The sequence below is a fragment of the Wolbachia endosymbiont (group A) of Barypeithes pellucidus genome (genome assembly GCF_964030885.1).
GTDB lineage: Bacteria > Pseudomonadota > Alphaproteobacteria > Rickettsiales > Anaplasmataceae > Wolbachia.
Window position 1 is genome coordinate 1,374,740 of the sequence record NZ_OZ034985.1, and the last position, 18,085, is coordinate 1,392,824.

At 36.2% G+C, this 18,085-nt stretch carries 17 protein-coding genes and 3 pseudogenes; 14 read left to right on the top strand and 6 right to left on the bottom strand.

What is annotated here, in order from left to right:
* Nucleotides 1–97 precede the first annotated feature (97 nt).
* Entirely contained in the window at nt 98–1,192 is a 1,095-nt protein-coding gene (gene ychF, locus ACQH1X_RS06990) for a redox-regulated ATPase YchF (RefSeq protein ID WP_425386100.1), read from the bottom strand.
* Between the two features lie 118 nt (nt 1,193–1,310).
* Here ychF and ACQH1X_RS06995 point away from each other — a divergent pair, with 118 nt between their 5' ends.
* The 9 genes and pseudogenes from ACQH1X_RS06995 (at nt 1,311) to ACQH1X_RS07035 (ending at nt 9,133) form a co-directional block, all read left to right on the top strand.
* The gene (locus tag ACQH1X_RS06995) at nt 1,311–1,577 is read left to right on the top strand and encodes a hypothetical protein (RefSeq protein ID WP_425386101.1); all 267 of its coding nucleotides are present in this window, start codon (nt 1,311–1,313) and stop codon (nt 1,575–1,577) included.
* A gap of 425 nt (nt 1,578–2,002) precedes the next feature.
* Nucleotides 2,003–2,344, top strand: a pseudogene (locus tag ACQH1X_RS07000) (hypothetical protein); the annotation flags it as partial.
* A 75-nt stretch (nt 2,345–2,419) separates the two neighbouring features.
* Complete coding sequence (locus tag ACQH1X_RS07005) at nt 2,420–3,592, top strand: CCA tRNA nucleotidyltransferase (RefSeq protein ID WP_425386102.1); 1,173 nt, start codon at nt 2,420–2,422, stop codon at nt 3,590–3,592.
* Between the two features lie 123 nt (nt 3,593–3,715).
* A complete protein-coding gene (locus ACQH1X_RS07010; RefSeq protein WP_425385843.1) occupies nt 3,716–4,945 on the top strand; it encodes an IS256-like element ISWpi15 family transposase in 1,230 nt (409 codons plus the stop codon).
* Between the two features lie 39 nt (nt 4,946–4,984).
* Nucleotides 4,985–5,176: pseudogene (locus tag ACQH1X_RS07015) on the top strand (IS110 family transposase); the annotation flags it as partial.
* A 212-nt stretch (nt 5,177–5,388) separates the two neighbouring features.
* Nucleotides 5,389–6,078: pseudogene (locus ACQH1X_RS07020) on the top strand (transposase); the annotation flags it as partial.
* A gap of 190 nt (nt 6,079–6,268) precedes the next feature.
* Nucleotides 6,269–6,841, top strand: coding sequence for a Holliday junction branch migration protein RuvA (gene ruvA / locus ACQH1X_RS07025; protein ID WP_425386688.1), 573 nt, complete (start codon nt 6,269–6,271; stop codon nt 6,839–6,841).
* Nucleotides 6,838–7,818 (top strand): Holliday junction branch migration DNA helicase RuvB, encoded by a 981-nt coding sequence (ruvB, locus tag ACQH1X_RS07030; protein ID WP_425386103.1) that lies wholly within the window; start codon nt 6,838–6,840, stop codon nt 7,816–7,818. The genes ruvA and ruvB overlap by 4 nt, the downstream gene beginning before the upstream one ends.
* Before the next feature lie 85 nt (nt 7,819–7,903).
* Entirely contained in the window at nt 7,904–9,133 is a 1,230-nt protein-coding gene (locus ACQH1X_RS07035; protein WP_425385843.1) for an IS256-like element ISWpi15 family transposase, read from the top strand.
* A 468-nt stretch (nt 9,134–9,601) separates the two neighbouring features.
* Here ACQH1X_RS07035 and ACQH1X_RS07040 read toward each other — a convergent pair whose 3' ends face one another.
* Complete coding sequence (locus ACQH1X_RS07040) at nt 9,602–9,805, bottom strand: hypothetical protein (protein WP_425386104.1); 204 nt, start codon at nt 9,803–9,805, stop codon at nt 9,602–9,604.
* Between the two features lie 559 nt (nt 9,806–10,364).
* On the opposite strand from ACQH1X_RS07040, the gene ACQH1X_RS07045 reads away from it, so the two are divergent.
* Genes ACQH1X_RS07045 through ACQH1X_RS07055 form a run of 3 tightly spaced genes read left to right on the top strand, consistent with a single transcriptional unit; the run spans nt 10,365 to nt 13,275 of the window.
* Nucleotides 10,365–10,751 (top strand): hypothetical protein, encoded by a 387-nt coding sequence (locus ACQH1X_RS07045; RefSeq protein ID WP_246433168.1) that lies wholly within the window; start codon nt 10,365–10,367, stop codon nt 10,749–10,751.
* Between the two features lie 26 nt (nt 10,752–10,777).
* Nucleotides 10,778–12,079 carry a group II intron reverse transcriptase/maturase gene (gene ltrA / locus ACQH1X_RS07050; protein WP_425385808.1) on the top strand — a complete coding sequence of 434 codons (1,302 nt, stop codon included), beginning with the start codon at nt 10,778–10,780 and terminating at the stop codon, nt 12,077–12,079.
* A gap of 11 nt (nt 12,080–12,090) precedes the next feature.
* The gene (locus tag ACQH1X_RS07055; protein WP_425386105.1) at nt 12,091–13,275 is read left to right on the top strand and encodes a hypothetical protein; all 1,185 of its coding nucleotides are present in this window, start codon (nt 12,091–12,093) and stop codon (nt 13,273–13,275) included.
* Between the two features lie 138 nt (nt 13,276–13,413).
* Here the strand turns inward: ACQH1X_RS07055 and ACQH1X_RS07060 are convergent, their stop codons facing one another.
* The 4 genes from ACQH1X_RS07060 to ACQH1X_RS07075 form a co-directional block, all read right to left on the bottom strand.
* On the bottom strand, nt 13,414–13,776 hold the full coding sequence (locus ACQH1X_RS07060; RefSeq protein ID WP_006012367.1) for a helix-turn-helix domain-containing protein: 363 nt from the start codon (nt 13,774–13,776) through the stop codon (nt 13,414–13,416).
* A gap of 22 nt (nt 13,777–13,798) precedes the next feature.
* Nucleotides 13,799–14,083, bottom strand: a complete 285-nt coding sequence (locus tag ACQH1X_RS07065) for a helix-turn-helix domain-containing protein (protein ID WP_236080324.1) — start codon at nt 14,081–14,083, stop codon at nt 13,799–13,801.
* A 148-nt stretch (nt 14,084–14,231) separates the two neighbouring features.
* Nucleotides 14,232–14,891, bottom strand: coding sequence for a JAB domain-containing protein (locus ACQH1X_RS07070; protein WP_425386106.1), 660 nt, complete (start codon nt 14,889–14,891; stop codon nt 14,232–14,234).
* 84 nt (nt 14,892–14,975) lie between these two features.
* Nucleotides 14,976–15,098, bottom strand: coding sequence for a hypothetical protein (locus tag ACQH1X_RS07075; RefSeq protein ID WP_255317433.1), 123 nt, complete (start codon nt 15,096–15,098; stop codon nt 14,976–14,978).
* A gap of 125 nt (nt 15,099–15,223) precedes the next feature.
* On the opposite strand from ACQH1X_RS07075, the gene ACQH1X_RS07080 reads away from it, so the two are divergent.
* Complete coding sequence (locus tag ACQH1X_RS07080; protein WP_425386107.1) at nt 15,224–16,063, top strand: polysaccharide deacetylase family protein; 840 nt, start codon at nt 15,224–15,226, stop codon at nt 16,061–16,063.
* Nucleotides 16,018–17,574 (top strand): penicillin-binding transpeptidase domain-containing protein, encoded by a 1,557-nt coding sequence (locus ACQH1X_RS07085; RefSeq protein WP_425386108.1) that lies wholly within the window; start codon nt 16,018–16,020, stop codon nt 17,572–17,574. The genes ACQH1X_RS07080 and ACQH1X_RS07085 overlap by 46 nt, the downstream gene beginning before the upstream one ends.
* Nucleotides 17,575–18,085 lie beyond the last annotated feature (511 nt).

Below are 18,085 nucleotides of genomic sequence, written 5' to 3' on the forward strand. Positions count from 1 at the left end.
ATTTTTGTTTCAATATTTGTACATTAGCCATGCATCTGAACAGATATCTCCCCTAAACGGATACACTGTAGAAGGAGAGTTTCTTCTCCCCAGAAAGCTACACATTAAACCTAAAGTGCATTATATCGCCATCTTGTACGATATAATCTCTGCCTTCAAAGCGAATTTTTCCTGCGTCTTTACAAGCCGGTTCACTTCCATACTTTATGTAGTCTGCAAAGCTTATAGTTTCTGCTTTTATGAAGCCTTTCTCAAAATCAGTGTGGATTACACCTGCTGCCTTATCAGCTGTTGATCCTATTTTTACTGGCCATGCACGTGCTTCTTTGGGGCCCACAGTAAAGAAAGTTATCATACTCAGCACTTCATACATAATACGCGCTACTCCATCAAGGCCTGATTCTTGTAAGCCAAATTCTGATAAAAAACTCTGTTTTTCCTCTTCACTATCAAGATTTGCAATATCTGCTTCAAGTTTTGCTGAAATGCAATAAAATTTGCTTTTATTTTCCTCCGCCACTTTCTCTACCTTTTTAGATAATTCATTGCCAGTTATAACATTTGTATCTTCAACATTGCAAACGTACATAACGGGCTTTGTTGTGAGCAATTGAAGCGACTTCATCTCATCTCCATCGATATTCTCCAAGCTTCTTGCAGGTTTACCTAATTTTAAAGTAGCTAATACCTCTTGCATTAATTCAAGTTGTCTCTTTAGCTCTTTATCACCTTGCTTTGCTTTCTTTTCCAATTGAGGAAGCCTTTTTTCTATGCTATCAATATCAGCTAGGATTAATTCCATTTCTACCACTTCAGCATCTGATATTGGATCTATTTTACTGTGTACATGGCTGATATCGTCATCCGTAAAGCACCTGAGCAGATGAACGATGGCATCAACTTCTCTGATATGGCTTAAAAATTTATTGCCGAGCCCTTCACCTTTGCTTGCGCCTTTTACGAGGCCTGCAATATCTACAACTTCTAATTGGTTGTAGATTACCTTCTCTGAGCCTGCAATTGCTGCGATTTGTTTCAAACGCTGATCTTTTATCGAAATCTTGCCTATATTTGGCTCGATTGTGCAGAAAGGATAATTTGCAGCTTCGGCTGCACTTGACTCTGTAAGCGCATTAAATAAGGTTGATTTTCCTATGTTTGGTAACCCAACTATACCGCAGTTAAAGCTCATATTTGCTACTTAAAGCTATAATTATTGCATAATTTAAAAATTTCTGCTATACTTAATTAGTTACTTATTGACAGTTTTGTTGGTATAGTAATATATTGCTTAAATTAAGGTAAAAATTATGGCTGAATCTAGGAAACGGAAACTATCAAGTGATTTTCATGATGTTGAGGTTGAAATAAAAAGGCCCAAGATCTCAGGGCAAATGAATGTACTTAGGAAACGGAAATCATCAAGTGGTTTTCACGGTATTGAAAGTGTGAAAAGGTCCAGGAGCTCCGAGCAAGAAATACCTCTTTTAAATAGTAACTCTTGCCCTGATGATTTCTATGTCGGGCAAGCAATTGATAATGGAAGCTGTTTTTTGACTCGTTTAGACAGGGGTTAGAGCAGCAGAAAGAGATAAAAGTTACTGTTGAACAGCTACGGGTGGACTGCAAGGAATTTGCACAAAACAATCCGCCAGAATGGTTTGTACATTCTATTGCTAACAGTTACGATAATGATGGCCAGCACCGTAGTGAAACTGTAGATGATTATACAGCAGACATTATGCGTAACGGTGGGTGGGGTAGCTCTTATGTTGAAGCTAGGATACTTTGTGAAAAGTATGGTGTAAAATTACATGTTATAGAGAGTAACCCATTGCATGCTATTGACACCCAACAAGATCGGTTTTTGCATGAATTAATAGACAATTCAGGTTCAAAAAGTGCAGGTGAATACAATAAAGTTGATTATAATGATAGTAGTATTGTGCATATAATAAACAAAGGCTATTCTCATTTCGAACCATTGCTTGATATAAACAAAAGTTTAGCAAAACAACTGCAAGAGGAAACCAAACTTAAACAAGAGCAAGAACAAGAAGATTTCCTATTAGCAAAAAAACTGCAGCTAGATGAGATCTTAGAGTATTGTAACCTTTCAAAGGATATCTCTGAGAGAGCAGAGGTTGGGAAGAGATTTGATGAGTTATTGGCAAAAAATGCTGATGGAAAAATTGGTGATGTTGTGGAGCAGTGCGTTAGTGATATAAAGCAGCACATAGAGCGCTCTGAAGAGCAAAACCCTTCAAGTTTACCAAGATGTGGTATCGAGGAAACAAGAATAGAAAAAACATTTCATCAACAACCACAACTTGTAAAATTTTAATAGCCCTGTATATTTTTATATAGGGCTTTTGCAAGCATTTCATATAATATGAACTTGCAGTACGTACTAACCTAAATGCAAGTTGACCATGAAACTAGTTTAATTATTGATGCCATAGAGGAATTTGGTGGTGAGGCTAGGCTTGTCGGCGGGTGTGTGAGAGACTCAATTTTGCAGCGTGATGTCCACGACATCGATTTAGCTACTAATTTGCTTCCCAATCAAACGATTAAAGCGCTAAAACTCCGTAATATAAAAACTATTCCAACTGGCTTAAAACATGGGACTATAACTGCGGTTCTAAATCAAAGATCTTTTGAGATCACAACACTAAGGCATGATGTGAAATGTGATGGCAGGCATGCAAAAGTAGAATTTACTAATAATTGGCAAGCTGATGCTTCAAGGCGTGACTTTACATTTAACGCTCTATATGCAGATAAGCATGGCCATATATATGACTACTTTGGTGGTATAGAGGACTTAAAGGCGCGAAGGTTAAACTTTATAGGCAACGCTGAAGATAGAATTAAAGAAGACTATCTACGTATTTTAAGAGCATTTCGTTTTCATGCAAAAATATGTGTCGGAGATTTTAGTGATGAAATACTAAGCGTATGCAAAAAGCGTTCGCATATGATCCAAAACCTCTCTGGAGAGAGAATAAGAGATGAAATACTTAAATTGCTGGAGTGCAATGATCCTTTTCCAACACTTAAGAGCATGCAAGAATCTGATGTTTTGCAAAAGATTATCCCAAAAGAAGTAAAATGCGAAATTCTGTCTTCGTCACTTCTTTTGGGCACTGATGCACTAGTAAAATTAGCGTTACTCCTTAGGACTACCAAAAATGACAGGCTAAGTCTTGGAGAATATGTAAGCAAGTTTCTACGTCTTTCGAACAAGCAAAAGAAAAAGCTGTCGTTTTTACTATCCAACAATATCAAAACAGAACTCTCAGAAAAAGAGCAAAAAAAATACATATCTTTATTTGGTAGAGAATTATATTGTGATTTAGTAAAAATTTGTGGTGTTGAGTCTGGAGAAAATGTTGATAAATACATTTCGTTTGCTAATACATTCAATATTCCAAAATTTCCTTTATCTGGCGATGATTTAATAAGTATAGGTCACCAGCCAGGAAAAAGTTTGGGTAGGAGCTTGGAGTTGCTAAAACAACATTGGGAAGATAGCTCCTATATTTTAACAAAAGAGGAGCTGGTGCTTTATGCTAAGAGCATACTCTAACTGCTTTCCGGCTGCTCAATGAATGTATGCTTGCAATATTAGGGGACTCATGGGAGTGTTAAATAAACTGTGTCAAACCGAAAAAAAAGTAATAAATTGATATAAAAAAATGGAGGTTTGACAATGAGTCAGAAAGTAGTAAACAGAACTACCGGTTTGGTAGATTATAAAGAATTAGAAACAAATATCCTGTCGTCTATACGAGAAGGAAGACCGTTGACAGGAAGAGATGGAGCATTAACACCGTTTATAAAAAAGTTGCTGGAGGTAAGCCTGGAAGGTGAAATAGAAAACCACTTGTCGGCTAAAAGCGAAGAGAATAATCGAAGAAATGGGAGAAATGCAAAAACTTTACGTACAAGTGCAGAGCTATTAACACCAAGAGATAGAGAAGGAAGTTTCGAACCACAAATAGTCAAAAAAAGGCAAACAAACTTACATCCAGAGCTTGAAACGAAGATTTTGAGCACATTTGCCAGTGGTATGGGCTATAGAGATATAGTGTCACATGTTGAGGAAATTTATGATCACAAAATATCGGCGGCAGAGATATCAAGTATTACTGACAAATTGCTACCAGTAATCAACGAATGGCGTAGTCGCCCGCTGCAGTCTGTATATCCGATAGTTTTCATGGATGGCATGTTTTTTAAAGTCAAAGAGGACGGGCATTGCGTAAGTAAATGCATGTATAACATATTAGGCATAGATCAAAATGGCAAAAAAGAAGTATTAGGTTTTTATTTGGCTGAAAGTGAAGGAGCTAACTTCTGGTTGGGAGTGTTAAATGACCTCAAAGAAAGAGGAGTAGAAGATATCCTTATTGCCTGCGTTGATGGGCTAAAAAGCTTTCCTGCAGCTATAAACAGTGTCTTTCCTAATGCGGAAGTGCAGATGTGTATAGTGCATCAGATACGCAACTCACTGAAGTATGTGGCCAGTAAAGATGCGAAGAGTTTTTTGAGCGATTTAAAGAAGGTATATCAAGCTTCAAGCAAGGAAATTGCCGAGAATTATCTGTTGGAATTGGATGAAAAATGGGGCACAAAGTACCCTATGGTTATAAAATCTTGGCAGAATAATTGGGAAAACTTGTCTGGTTATTTTAAGTATTCTGGTCCAGTTAGGAGGATAATCTACACCACCAATCCCATAGAGGGGCTACATAGGCAAATTAGGAAATTCACTAAGACCAAAGGCTCATTTACCAGCATAAATGCCTTGTATAAGCAGGTATATTGTGCTATAAAGAAGGCAGAGGAAAAGTGGACGATGCCTGTACATGATTGGGCATTAACTATCTCTCAACTTGATGTTTTCTTTCCTGGCAGATTGAAAATTGAGTCGAACTAAAAATGCGGTTTGACACAGTTTATTTAACACTCCCTCAAAGGAGGTAGGTTTCATGCAAGAAAAGCACTATACATGTCAGCTCTTGTTGCTATGCGTCATAACAGGAGAATGAAAGTACTTTATCAGCGTTTAGTTAACTCTGGCAAAGTTGCTTTAGTTGCTGTCATGAGAAAAATTATCGTTTGTTTGAATGCCATGATAAAAAATAACAATTTTTATCTTGACTCCTAAGACGGTAGATTCCAGTGCTTGACACTGGAATCCAGCCTTGCCGTAATCTCATCAAGAACGTTGTGTTTTAACATAAGATCAGCCACTTTTATGCTTACCAACTTAGTGCCCAATCTGGATCCCAGTGGGCTTTGTTGCATAGCAACCGAAAAAATCTGGTAGCTACTGACAAAATTCATTATAAATAACCATTTAACTGTTGAAGAAAAAATATGCCACAGAAAATGAAAGTCAGTAACCAAAACGAATATAACAAATTCCTTGAAAAAAGGGGAAATATTTTTCATTACATCGATGAAGCTATCGAAAATTGGTATGAAAATAGTCCAAAAATGCAGGGCGGCAACTATATTTACAGTGATAAAGTCGTAATTTTGGTGCATATAATTGTCAATCTTTTTAGAATTGGTTTAAGACAAACGGTGGGGTTTATAAAAGGATATCTGCAACAAATAGGAAAAAATTTGGCAGTTATCAGCTATTCACAAGCATCAAGAAGGTTTAAAAAACTTAATATTAAGATAAATGATTGCAGGGTTGATAAAAGCAACATGGAAAATATTGAAATTATCATAGATAGCACAAGTATCAGCATTTACAGTAACACTCCTGGCCACAGTAAGGAAAACAGTGCAGATAGAAAGTACCGAAGCTACGAGCAAGTAAGAAAGTTACATGTTATGTTAAGTGTGAATAGTAAAAAAGCTATAGCTGCAAGATACAGTAATGGCGTCTACTCTGACCACTATGGAGCTTGCGATTTGCTTGAAGAAGTTAATTTTCAGCACAAAATAAAAGCATTATATGCAGATAGGGCATACGATAGGCACAAACTTTATAAATTGTGTAAGAAATACGATATAAAGACAAAAGTTCTACCAAAAAAGGATGCAGCAGAACATTACATAAATTTGTCGTAAACCATCACTGCTTAAGGTGCTATGCAACAAAGCCATCCCAGTGTCACGCACTGGGATGACATCATAGGGGCTCGGATGACAAAAAAGGGGCTACTTGGCTCTCTGTTATAATGTTCGTTTGCTTGACCTAAGATCCAGGAGTATTTAAACTGAACTCTATACAGTGCTAAAAATGATAGGAAATCTAAGCGGAATAGTTGATGAAGTGCGCAGCGATCACATAATCCTGAATGTGAATGATGTTGGCTATATGGTGTATCTTTCAGCCAAAACTTTAAGTGCTTGTGCAATTGGAAGTAGAATCAAATTACTTATCGAAACCCATGCAAATAACAGAGAAAACACTACTCAGCTATATGGTTTTATAAGCAAAGAAGAACAACAGTGCTTGAGATTGCTAGTTAAAGTAAGCGGCGTTAGCTATAAAACTGCAATGTCAATTTTGAGTAAATTAACTCCAGAACAGCTATTTTTGGCAATTATGAATGAAGATAAAGTAGCACTCAAGATGAGTGGTCTTGGCCTAAAACTCATAAATCGAATCATCACTGAATTAAGTGGCAAAGTGAGTAAATTAGAAATAAATAACAATAATTTTCATCCAATCAATGAAGATGCCCTTTCAGCATTGATCAATCTCGGATATGAAAAAACAAAAGCTTATGATACGATAAAAAAAATACAAGACGAATCGTCAAATCTGGACACTAAGGATATTATTCGCATGGCGCTTAAAACACTATGAAATCAATATCGTGCGATAAAGAATATACTGAAGATGTACGCAATATCAACATCAGACCTGAACAACTTGATGATTTTGTCGGGCAAAAAGACTTAATACAAAATTTAAAAGTGTTTATAAACGCTGCAAAGACGAGAACTGAAGCTTTAGATCACGTTTTATTATATGGTCCTCCAGGGCTTGGCAAAACAACTTTAGCACAAATTATCTCTAAAGAATTAAGGGTAAGCTTTCGCGCAACTTCTGGTCCTTTACTTAGCAAAGCTGGAGACTTGGCCGCAGTGCTTACCACTTTAAATGCAAAAGATGTTCTATTTATCGACGAAATCCATAGATTAAATCGCAGCATCGAAGAAGTTTTATATACTGCTATGGAAGATTTTTGCTTGGACATATTAGTAGGTGAAGGTCCATCTACTCGCACTTTAAGGATAGATCTACCACCATTTACGTTAATCGGAGCAACTACACGGCTTGGATTACTTTCTGCGCCACTCAGAGATCGCTTTGGCATTCCTTTGCATCTTGAGTTTTATTCTTTTGAAGAGCTAGTCGATATTATAAAAAGAGGCGCAAGAGTTCTTTCTACTGAAATTGAAGAGAATGCAGCACGGGAAATTGCCTGCCGTGCACGTGGCACTCCAAGAATTGCTTTGAGGTTACTCAGAAGAATAAGGGATTTTGTTGAAGTGAAAGATGATAAAAAAATCACTTGTGAAGTCGCTGATTCTGTATTGCTAAAATTGGGTGTAGATAAAATGGGACTTAATAAACTTGATATGCATTATCTAAGATTTTTATTCAACACCTCAGGACCTGTTGGAATTGACACTATATCTATTGCACTATCTGAGGATGTTGGCAATATTGAAGAAACAGTAGAACCTTATTTAATCAAAATTAGTTTTGTAAAGCGCACACCAAGAGGACGCGTTCTAACCGACCAAGCAAAGGAGTATTTGAGCTTTCAACATTAAACATCATAATTTATGGGAGTGTTAAATAAACTGTGTCAAACCGAAAAAAAGTAATAAATTGATATAAAAAAATGGAGGTTTGACAATGAGTCAGAAAGTAGTAAACAGAACTACCGGTTTGGTAGATTATAAAGAATTAGAAACAAATATCCTGTCGTCTATACGAGAAGGAAGACCGTTGACAGGAAGAGATGGAGCATTAACACCGTTTATAAAAAAGTTGCTGGAGGTAAGCCTGGAAGGTGAAATAGAAAACCACTTGTCGGCTAAAAGCGAAGAGAATAATCGAAGAAATGGGAGAAATGCAAAAACTTTACGTACAAGTGCAGAGCTATTAACACCAAGAGATAGAGAAGGAAGTTTCGAACCACAAATAGTCAAAAAAAGGCAAACAAACTTACATCCAGAGCTTGAAACGAAGATTTTGAGCACATTTGCCAGTGGTATGGGCTATAGAGATATAGTGTCACATGTTGAGGAAATTTATGATCACAAAATATCGGCGGCAGAGATATCAAGTATTACTGACAAATTGCTACCAGTAATCAACGAATGGCGTAGTCGCCCGCTGCAGTCTGTATATCCGATAGTTTTCATGGATGGCATGTTTTTTAAAGTCAAAGAGGACGGGCATTGCGTAAGTAAATGCATGTATAACATATTAGGCATAGATCAAAATGGCAAAAAAGAAGTATTAGGTTTTTATTTGGCTGAAAGTGAAGGAGCTAACTTCTGGTTGGGAGTGTTAAATGACCTCAAAGAAAGAGGAGTAGAAGATATCCTTATTGCCTGCGTTGATGGGCTAAAAAGCTTTCCTGCAGCTATAAACAGTGTCTTTCCTAATGCGGAAGTGCAGATGTGTATAGTGCATCAGATACGCAACTCACTGAAGTATGTGGCCAGTAAAGATGCGAAGAGTTTTTTGAGCGATTTAAAGAAGGTATATCAAGCTTCAAGCAAGGAAATTGCCGAGAATTATCTGTTGGAATTGGATGAAAAATGGGGCACAAAGTACCCTATGGTTATAAAATCTTGGCAGAATAATTGGGAAAACTTGTCTGGTTATTTTAAGTATTCTGGTCCAGTTAGGAGGATAATCTACACCACCAATCCCATAGAGGGGCTACATAGGCAAATTAGGAAATTCACTAAGACCAAAGGCTCATTTACCAGCATAAATGCCTTGTATAAGCAGGTATATTGTGCTATAAAGAAGGCAGAGGAAAAGTGGACGATGCCTGTACATGATTGGGCATTAACTATCTCTCAACTTGATGTTTTCTTTCCTGGCAGATTGAAAATTGAGTCGAACTAAAAATGCGGTTTGACACAGTTTATTTAACACTCCCGAGAAAAGTTCGTTGAAAGAATGCTCTCGATATTTTTTACTTCACGTTTGAATAATCAGAACCCTGTCCAGAAATTACAGAATTTAGTCGCTATTCCTTCTTAATTGGGAATACTCCGTGAACGGTTACTAGTGAACTATCTAAAATAGCTATAAAGATTACACATAGAATTACATAGATTACTATCATAACGAAACCCTCCTATTCACCTTCCATATCAAAAATACATACTGTAAGTTTAATATGGAGAGTACATTACCACTTATTTCCCAATTCCAGTCTTATTGCCTATAATTTCTACTTTATCTATCTATAACCCTCAAATTTGCTACTGATCTCCCTAATTTTTTGGCTAATTCTACAGCCTTTACTTTAAATTCTACTGTAAATTTCTACTATTTGGCATATTATAGCTCCACCTCTTATATTCTAATCTACCTATTGAGATTATTTCCAAGCTTGGTTACTCCTACATCAGAAAGACAAGTTGATACTTTATCCTTTGGTAGGACATTTGTACAAAAGCACTTCTTGCACTTTTCTAAAACATTATCTAACCCAATATTACCACTAAATTCAACTCCTCTTTCAAGACTTGCTGTTATTTCTGGATATGCGTCTTTAAGTTCAACACGCATTCTAGCTTGTTCTTTTGAGTCTAGGTTTCTTATTTTACCTTCTACAAATGAATCAAAATTCCTAAGAGCAAACTCAACTGCAACTTTGCTGCTTGGTACAACTTCTACTCCTTTACTTATTAAATTTTGATAGCGTCTACTTGGAGTATTATCTAATGCATCAGCAACACAACTTGCAAGGGCAACATTTTCACTGTTTAGGAAATTATTCCAACCAACAGCTGATATACTTTTTGGTGCATTATTATTCTCACCTTTTACATTAATGACATCATTCTTACCCGCAATGTTGTATTGGGTGGTAGCCCAGGAATTGTAGAAAAAGTGCTAGCTGCTAATTTTTTCACCCAAGAAATACAATTATTTATCCATGAAGATGGTCTTGCCGCATTGCTTGTTGCTATTTCAGGTTGATTACTTAAATCTATAGCAAGAAGATTACGTGACAAGTGGCCAAGGTGCGCCAAGGTGCGCCAAGGTGCGCCAAGAAGTGCTTGGAGAACAGTTGGTGAAAATCCAACACAAACAAAGTCTAGCCAACAGTTTGGAACAGACCACTATGTTGCATGAGGTAACGAGTGTAATAGAGCTAGTGGGATGGACAATGCAGGGTACAACGAAAGTGAAGGGATTGAGTTCCGAAATACCTGAAGACATAGAGGTCGACATTTTCATGGCCATGGAAGACAGCATGAAGGATAACGTAAAGGCAAGTTATCACTCACTCTATCGGGATCTGAGACCGTGCCATGTATTGAAATGGACTTCAAGTGAACTTGGGAGATCCTATGCATTCCTACAAAGGTACGCTGGAACAAGTCAACAAAGGCAAGAACTAGCGGAAGATGCAGGGGAAGTCGGACTGATTGATAGTACTCAGAATGTGGGAAAGCCACGTACAAGGGGAAGCGATCAGCAATATAGTAACTGGAATAGGGATTGCTAGGCCAATACAACGGAGGTTGGAATAACATGCAAAATAAACTAAACCAGATAGCAGTAAGAGCAAAGCAAGATAAGCGACTAAAATTCACATCGTTAGTCCATCTGATAAATACAGAGAATCTTGCGAGATGTTATAAAGAACTGAAGCGTAACAAGGCTTGTGGAGTAGACCAGATAACAGTGGAATCATACGGAGAAAATCTGAATGAGAAACTCGAAGTGCTAGTAGAAAGTATGAAGAGGAAGCAATATCAACCACAACCAGTAAAGAGGGTATATATACCGAAAGCTGGAAGTAAAGAGAAACGCGGACTCGGAATACCATCGACCGAGGATAAATTAGTACAGATTATGCTGAAGAAGATATTAGAAAATATTTACGAGGCAAACTTTCTGGACAGCTCATATGGATTTCGACCTGGAAGAAACTGTCATCAAGCGGTAAATGCACTAGATAAAGCAGTTATGTACAAGCCAATAAACTACATTGTAGAAGTGGATATCAAGAAGTTCTACGATAATATACAGCATAAATGGCTAATGAGATGTCTAAGGGAACGAATAACTGACCCAAATTTGCTGTGGTTAGTAAAGCGGTTTCTCAAGGCAGGGATAGTCGAAGCTGGAAATTATGAAGCAACAAAACAAGGTACACCCCAAGGTGGTATAGTAAGTCCTGTATTAGCAAATATATACTTACATTATGTGTTGGATTTATGGATAGAAAAGAAATTTAAACCAAGATCCAGAGGATATATACAACTAATAAGGTTTTGCGACGATTTTGTGGTTTGTTGCGAAAGTAAGGTAGACGCGGAAGAATTTCTGGAATTACTGAAACAAAGGCTAAATAAATTTGGGTTGGAAGTATCTGAAAACAAGACCAGAGTAGTAAAGTTTGGCAAGAGGGAGTGGCAACAAGCGATAAGAGAGAAACGAAGGACGGAAAGTTTCAATTTTCTGGGGTTTACGCACTATGGTGCAAAAAGTCGTCGTGGTAGATTAATAATGGGACATAAAACCTCAAAGTTAAATCTAGCCAGAAAACTAAAAGAAATCAAGGAGTGGTTGAAAATAGTCCGCGGAAGTATTCGACTTAAAGATTGGTGGCAAGTACTGAAGGCTAAATTAACAGGACACTATAACTACTTTGGTATTAGCGGAAATTATTGGTGTTTGAAACAATTTTACACATCAGTAAGAAAGCTAGCATTTAAATGGATAAATCGGCGTAGTCAGAAAAAGAGTATGACCTGGGAACAGTTTGTACACTACGTAGAAGTAAATCCATTACCAAAGCCAAAAATACATTTTTCTTTATATGCATAAGAGGGACGACTGTGAAAACTAATATTGATGAGCCGTGTGCGGGAAATCTGCAAGCACGGTTCTTTAGGGGGAGTTGTAGTAATATAACTCAAACGAGAGGAGTAAAGCTACAGCTTCTACCGAACAAAAAAATAAATGGTAAAAAATTGTCTAGTAAAATGTTAAAAGCGGTAGAGCGAATAGCAAAAGAAGGGTTATTACCTAATTTTATAAAAGCTGCTCCAACAGCAAATAAAAAGATTAGTAAATTGCCTGTCTTAACATATCCTGAGGAGCTCAATCCATTTCGATCAGCTTTATGCAAGATAAGGCTAAGTGAATATGAAAATGTGAAATTAAATGAATTCTTGGAAAAAGCTATTGCAGCTGAAAATCTAGACAAATTAAGTAAAATCGTCGATGAAGCTTTGGATTTAGGAATAAGAGTAAACGCTCGCAACGAAGATGGCTTTAGCTTCGCTAACGTTACAATGTTTAAGATGTATCGTGATGAATTCAAAGAAAATAAACAAGAAGATATAATCAGAAAGTTAGCCTTACATGGAGCAGATTTTAATGTACAAGTTGATAAGAAAATAGCTGAAAAAGTGCAAAAAGAAATTGAGCCACAAATATATAGTAGGCTCAAGAAACTTAGGGAAGTTGGAGAAGACGCTACTATAGAAGGAACTGTTGAAGATGTAGAAATTGATAATAAGACCTTCTATATTGAATTTTCACATAGCTGCATAGTTGATGTTGCCAAAGTTGTAGAAGGTGCAAAAAATTTGGGCTTAAGTAAAGGAGACTTAAACCTTGGCGGTAATATCATAAAAATAGGTGATGGTGAAGTTGAGGTCAAAACCGGGAAAGACGGTAAAAGAAATTATGTAGATATATCCGATAACAGCGCTTTTACAGTAACACTTTGCACTAGCCTAGGAGAGCTAAATTTAATGGTATATCACGATACAGAAGACTATCATCAAGTACAAGTTGAGGTGGAAGATGAAGAAATGTGGAATGAGTTGCAAAAAATAGGAAAAATCATAGGACAGGGGTGTTTATTTGGTGGAATGTCTGTTAAAGAAGCAGTAGAAAGAGGCAGTTTTACTAGGTGTGGAAGGTGGGGTGACCAAAATTCTAAAAGTAGTGAGACTTTTTCTTGGGTAAATAAATTAAAAGACAACAAAACAACATCCGTAGGACGTTCTTGATCGGAGGCTATGTTTTTACATAGCCTTAGCTATTGCGAAGTAAAGTAGTTTTTAAAATTCAATCAAGTTTACCATAAATAATTTACTTTAACCAATAATTTTCTTGTAAAGGTGAGTTGGAAATACATTTAGGCATTATTACTTATTGGCAAGCGCTTCTATTACTGAATGAACAATATCACGCAATGCCTCATCCTTAATTTTCCTGTATTCTCTTACTAATCTTGATATTTCTTCGCTGCCCACATCGCTACGGAAGGCATTATCATGCAAGTCTTCAGAGGCTTTGGTAAAAAAATATGACATATCAACGGACAAAGCTTCTGCCAAATTATACAGCCTATCAACTATAAGCCTTACCTCTCCAGTTTCATATCCTTGTATATGCTGAAATGAAATTTCAAGCTTTTTTCCTAAGTCTCTTTGGCTGAGACCACACATTAACCTTCTTTTTCTTATTCTTTCAGCTATTTGCTTATCGATAGGATGTTGTATGGTCATTTTACATATCAGGTAATATTAGCTATGTATTATCACTTTGAGAAAAAGATTTTACCAATATATAAACTACACTACGTAACCTTTTGCTCTTAATTTCGTTATATCCTTTGACTAGTTTTAGTATTTCTTCATCGTAACTTTCATGTGAGTCGGCGTGCATATCAGTAAAAAAATCAGCAACATTAATCGATAGGGCTTTTGCTAAGTCATACAGTCTACTGGCTAAAATACAATTTGAACCATTTTCGTACCTTTGTATCTGTCTATATGAAACACCTATTCTTTTTCCTAATTCAGTTTGTGTCAAGCCACAGTATAACCTAAGTTCCTTTATTTTTTTGCCTAATTCCACCTTTCATTACTAATTTTAGCTGTTCAAGCTTATATTGAATTTTTTAATTTATGAAGTGGAAAAAAAGAAGGAAAGCTAGAGAACTTTCCTTCCAGTCTACAGATTACAATAAACCACTGTCATAAAAACTAAAATGGCTCTTCTGTGTTACGATTATATGATCTATCAATTTCATTCCTACATTTTCACAGGTTGCAGCTAATGTAAGTGTGTTATCCTCATCCTCCTTTGACGGTTCTATATCTCCACTTGGATGATTATGTGAAATTGCAACAGATGCTGCGTCAATCAGTAACCCCTGCTTTATTATTTCCCTCACATATAGAGGTACTCTGTCTATAGTTCCACAATCTTGAATATACTCATATATTAAATGACCACTTCGATCTAAGTATACCACTCGTAAGCTTTCCTTTCGTGACTGCCCTATTGCTGCTTTAAAGTATTTTAATAGCTCTTCTCTATTATCAAGAATCGACAGCTTTTTTAACTTACCTTTCAATATCCTATCGAAAATCTCTTTCAGGCAAAAGATACTTGCTATTGCTCCATCGTTCATTCCTGTAACATTTTTTAGTTCATGAAAATCAGCATTAATTACCCTCCCTAAACTACTAAAGAGCTCCATTAGCCTTTTGGAAACTTCTCTTCCTTCTGCATATCCAGACAGAGTACGTTCTAGTAGCTCGTGATCCAATAAAGACCTGCCTCTGCTTGATAGAATACGAGTTTCCAATTTTTCTTTTCTCTCACTATTATTCATAAAAACCTCCAAGGTCAACATTATATACAAATTCAGCGCCAGCTTTCTGACGCAATAGTTCTCGAGGAATAACCCTCTTGAACTCTAAATTTGCAATGTTGTCCTTGTTGCTTTAAAAGCTGGAATACCATTTGCCATATGAATTTGTGCATTGACATTTACTGTGCTAATTCCCTGAAGCGCAACGGTATTTATATTTGCAATCATAATATATTATATAAAATTGTTAATATAATATATTAAAGAAGTGATGAAGTAAAGGCTACAGCAATTAAAGATGGCTTAACTTAGCAAAAAAGTGCATAGTATCCTATCGCTTTGCTGATTACAAAATGTTTATAAGGATAATAACTTTTCTTTTGCTATACTCAAGCGCAGTTTTCTGTAGTGATTGTAATTTTAATTTACCATACTGTGGGCTCAGTTGTAATCTGGATCTATCATATAGGAATTTAAGTAATATAAAAAAATTATTGAATAATGACGATAAGTTTGTTGCACTTACGTTTGATGATGGACCGTCTAACAATAGAGTAAACGATATTATTAATGTTCTGGAAAGCTATGAAGCAAAAGCAACATTTTTTGTGCTTGGTGAACGTATAAATGAAAAAACGTCTAAAATAGTAAAGAAAATTCATGAATCAGGTCATGAGTTAGGCAATCACTCTTGGTCGCATAGGAAGTTGACATCACTTTCAAGTGAGGAACAATTGCAAGAATTGGAAAAGACAAATACAGCAATTAAAAATGTAATAAAACAAGATGTAAAATGGTTTCGTCCGCCATATGGATGTCATGACGATAATCTGATTGAAAATACTGATCAATTAAATATGTATTCAATATTATGGACAGTTGATTCGCTAGATTGGCAAGGTGATAAACCAGAAGCTTTAGTTGAAAGAGTTTTAAGTAATGTACATAATGGAGCAGTTATACTGTTTCATGATCACAATAACAGATCAAACACAATTGAAGCTTTACCTCATATTATTAAAATACTAAAAAAATCAGGTTACAAATTTGTTACCTTAAGTGAGTGGGAAAAAAGGGTTTGTAATACGGTAAAAGCCAGAAGTGTAACAATAAAAGAGGGGGGAAAAGTGCGTTTTGAAGGAATGTTATGTGGACAAAAAACAAAGTCTTTAACCGCAGAGCATTTATATTAGGCGGTATTCAGCTTACCATTTCCGCTGTTTTTAGCTATAGGTTATATAATTTACAAGTACGAAACAGACAAAAATACGAAACGCTGTCTAATAACAATAGGGTACGAATCACCACTATTATGCCTCAGCGAGGCAAAATTTTAGATAGGAATAGCATTGAACTTGCGATAAACAAAATTTCGTATGTTGTTTTGTTTGATGGTTCTGGTAAGGAAGTTGATTTGCAAACATTATCAGAAGTCGAGTCTAAAATAGCAAAATCGTCAGAAACAAAAGTAACTGCTCTTTATAAACGTTATTACCCGTTTGGTTCAATATGTTCTCATGTAATTGGATATACAAAAAGACAGCAAGGTATAAACGAAGTAGGAATCAGCGGTATTGAATATACATATGATCATATATTGAAAGGCAAGCCAGGAAAATCTGAGCAGGAAATAAATTCTAAAAAACGCGTCATAAAAGAATTATCAAGTATACCACAACAAGACGGACAAGATGTACAGCTGACAATTGATGTTAATCTGCAAGAGAAAATCGCAGAGGTATTTAAAGATCACCAGGGCTCCGCAGTGGTAATTGATGTAAATAATGGAGAAATTTTAGCATTATATAATTCACCTTCTTACGATAATAATCTTTTTGCTAGCAGATTATCAAATGAGACTTGGGAAAGCTTGAATACTCCTTCATTACCACTTGTGAATCGTGCATTGTCGTATCAAATTCCACCTGGTTCAATATTTAAAGTAATAGTTGCGCTTGCGAGTTTAAAAGACGGGATAATAACACCAGGAGAAAAATTCTCGTGTAAGGGCTATATGAAAATAGGTGAGCGGAAATTTCGTTGCCTGAAAAGCAAAGTCCATGGATATGTATCTTTAAATGAGGCAATGGCATTATCATGCAACACTTACTTTTATAACATAGGAAAAAAAATAAGTGTAGACTCTCTAGTAGAAATGGCCAGAAAATTTGGTATTGGAAGTGGGCCACTGATTGGAACGTTTAAAGAAGAAGCTCCAGGATTGTTGCCCGATAGAGATTGGCGCGCACGAAAGCTATATTCGCAATGGTATTTAGGTGACACTATCAACTTAGTTATAGGACAAGGGTATTTGCTTACAACACCACTGCAGCTTGCAGTTCTTGCAGCAAGGATTGCAACAGGAAAAAAGGTAATTCCCCACATTGAAATGAGTAAAACGATACAAGATTTTCCCGATATTGATGTGAATCGTGAGCATCTTAGCATAGTTCGAAAAGCTATGTTTGACGTGGTGAATTCTAAAACTGGAACCTATAAAAAAGGGCTAAGCGGCATACAAATTGCCGGCAAAACCGGCACACCAGAAATAAACTCTAAGGGCGAAAGTCATAAGTTATTTATCGCTTATGGCCCTTATCATAACCCGTGCTACGCAATCTCTGTGTTTATAGAACACGGCAAAGCCCCACGTCAAGATGTTGCAATTGCTAATGAGATATTGCGATATATGCTTGAAAGATGATCCCTATGAGTATTAGACTTCTTGCATAACCATATAACATTGGGAATAGAAACGAAAAAACTTACTTGACACCCTTCGCCAGTCCCCTTACCATGAAGTCGAAGGTATTCAGTTATCTTCATCTGTGCAGATTAAACAGCAAGAAAACAACGTAGTTGGCGTCTTATTTTTAATTTTTTGCACTATGTGCACCTTGTGTCTTCACAACATTTCTAGGTTTTTACCTATATAAGCTGAAACGCGCTTATTAAAGCGTTTAAGACAGTATAGAACGCCAATTTGCAGGATTAGAGAGTGACAACTAGCTAACACGGGATTTTTTTTGCCTTTTTTTCTGCTTAGTAAATTTCTTAAACATTTAAACTAAGGTGAGTTGCATTTAAAAGCAGCTAAATTGCAGTGTTTAAGACTTAAAAAACGCCAATACTGAAAATAGACAATGACTAGGGCTTCTTTTGCCTTTTTTTTTATTTGGTAAATTTCTTAAATATTTATAGCTAAATGAACTGGG

Bases quoted from the DNA above. Each gene is read 5' to 3' on its own strand.
- ychF (WP_425386100.1), bottom strand. From the start codon at position 1,192: ATGAGCTTTAACTGCGGTATAGTTGGGTTACCAAACATAGGAAAATCA.
- ACQH1X_RS06995 (WP_425386101.1), top strand. From the start codon at position 1,311: ATGGCTGAATCTAGGAAACGGAAACTATCAAGTGATTTTCATGATGTT.
- ACQH1X_RS07005 (WP_425386102.1), top strand. From the start codon at position 2,420: ATGCAAGTTGACCATGAAACTAGTTTAATTATTGATGCCATAGAGGAA.
- ACQH1X_RS07010 (WP_425385843.1), top strand. From the start codon at position 3,716: ATGAGTCAGAAAGTAGTAAACAGAACTACCGGTTTGGTAGATTATAAA.
- ruvA (WP_425386688.1), top strand. From the start codon at position 6,269: ATGATAGGAAATCTAAGCGGAATAGTTGATGAAGTGCGCAGCGATCAC.
- ruvB (WP_425386103.1), top strand. From the start codon at position 6,838: ATGAAATCAATATCGTGCGATAAAGAATATACTGAAGATGTACGCAAT.
- ACQH1X_RS07035 (WP_425385843.1), top strand. From the start codon at position 7,904: ATGAGTCAGAAAGTAGTAAACAGAACTACCGGTTTGGTAGATTATAAA.
- ACQH1X_RS07040 (WP_425386104.1), bottom strand. From the start codon at position 9,805: ATGCGTGTTGAACTTAAAGACGCATATCCAGAAATAACAGCAAGTCTT.
- ACQH1X_RS07045 (WP_246433168.1), top strand. From the start codon at position 10,365: ATGTTGCATGAGGTAACGAGTGTAATAGAGCTAGTGGGATGGACAATG.
- ltrA (WP_425385808.1), top strand. From the start codon at position 10,778: ATGCAAAATAAACTAAACCAGATAGCAGTAAGAGCAAAGCAAGATAAG.
- ACQH1X_RS07060 (WP_006012367.1), bottom strand. From the start codon at position 13,776: ATGACCATACAACATCCTATCGATAAGCAAATAGCTGAAAGAATAAGA.
- ACQH1X_RS07070 (WP_425386106.1), bottom strand. From the start codon at position 14,891: ATGAATAATAGTGAGAGAAAAGAAAAATTGGAAACTCGTATTCTATCA.
- ACQH1X_RS07075 (WP_255317433.1), bottom strand. From the start codon at position 15,098: ATGATTGCAAATATAAATACCGTTGCGCTTCAGGGAATTAGCACAGTA.
- ACQH1X_RS07080 (WP_425386107.1), top strand. From the start codon at position 15,224: ATGTTTATAAGGATAATAACTTTTCTTTTGCTATACTCAAGCGCAGTT.
- ACQH1X_RS07085 (WP_425386108.1), top strand. From the start codon at position 16,018: ATGTGGACAAAAAACAAAGTCTTTAACCGCAGAGCATTTATATTAGGC.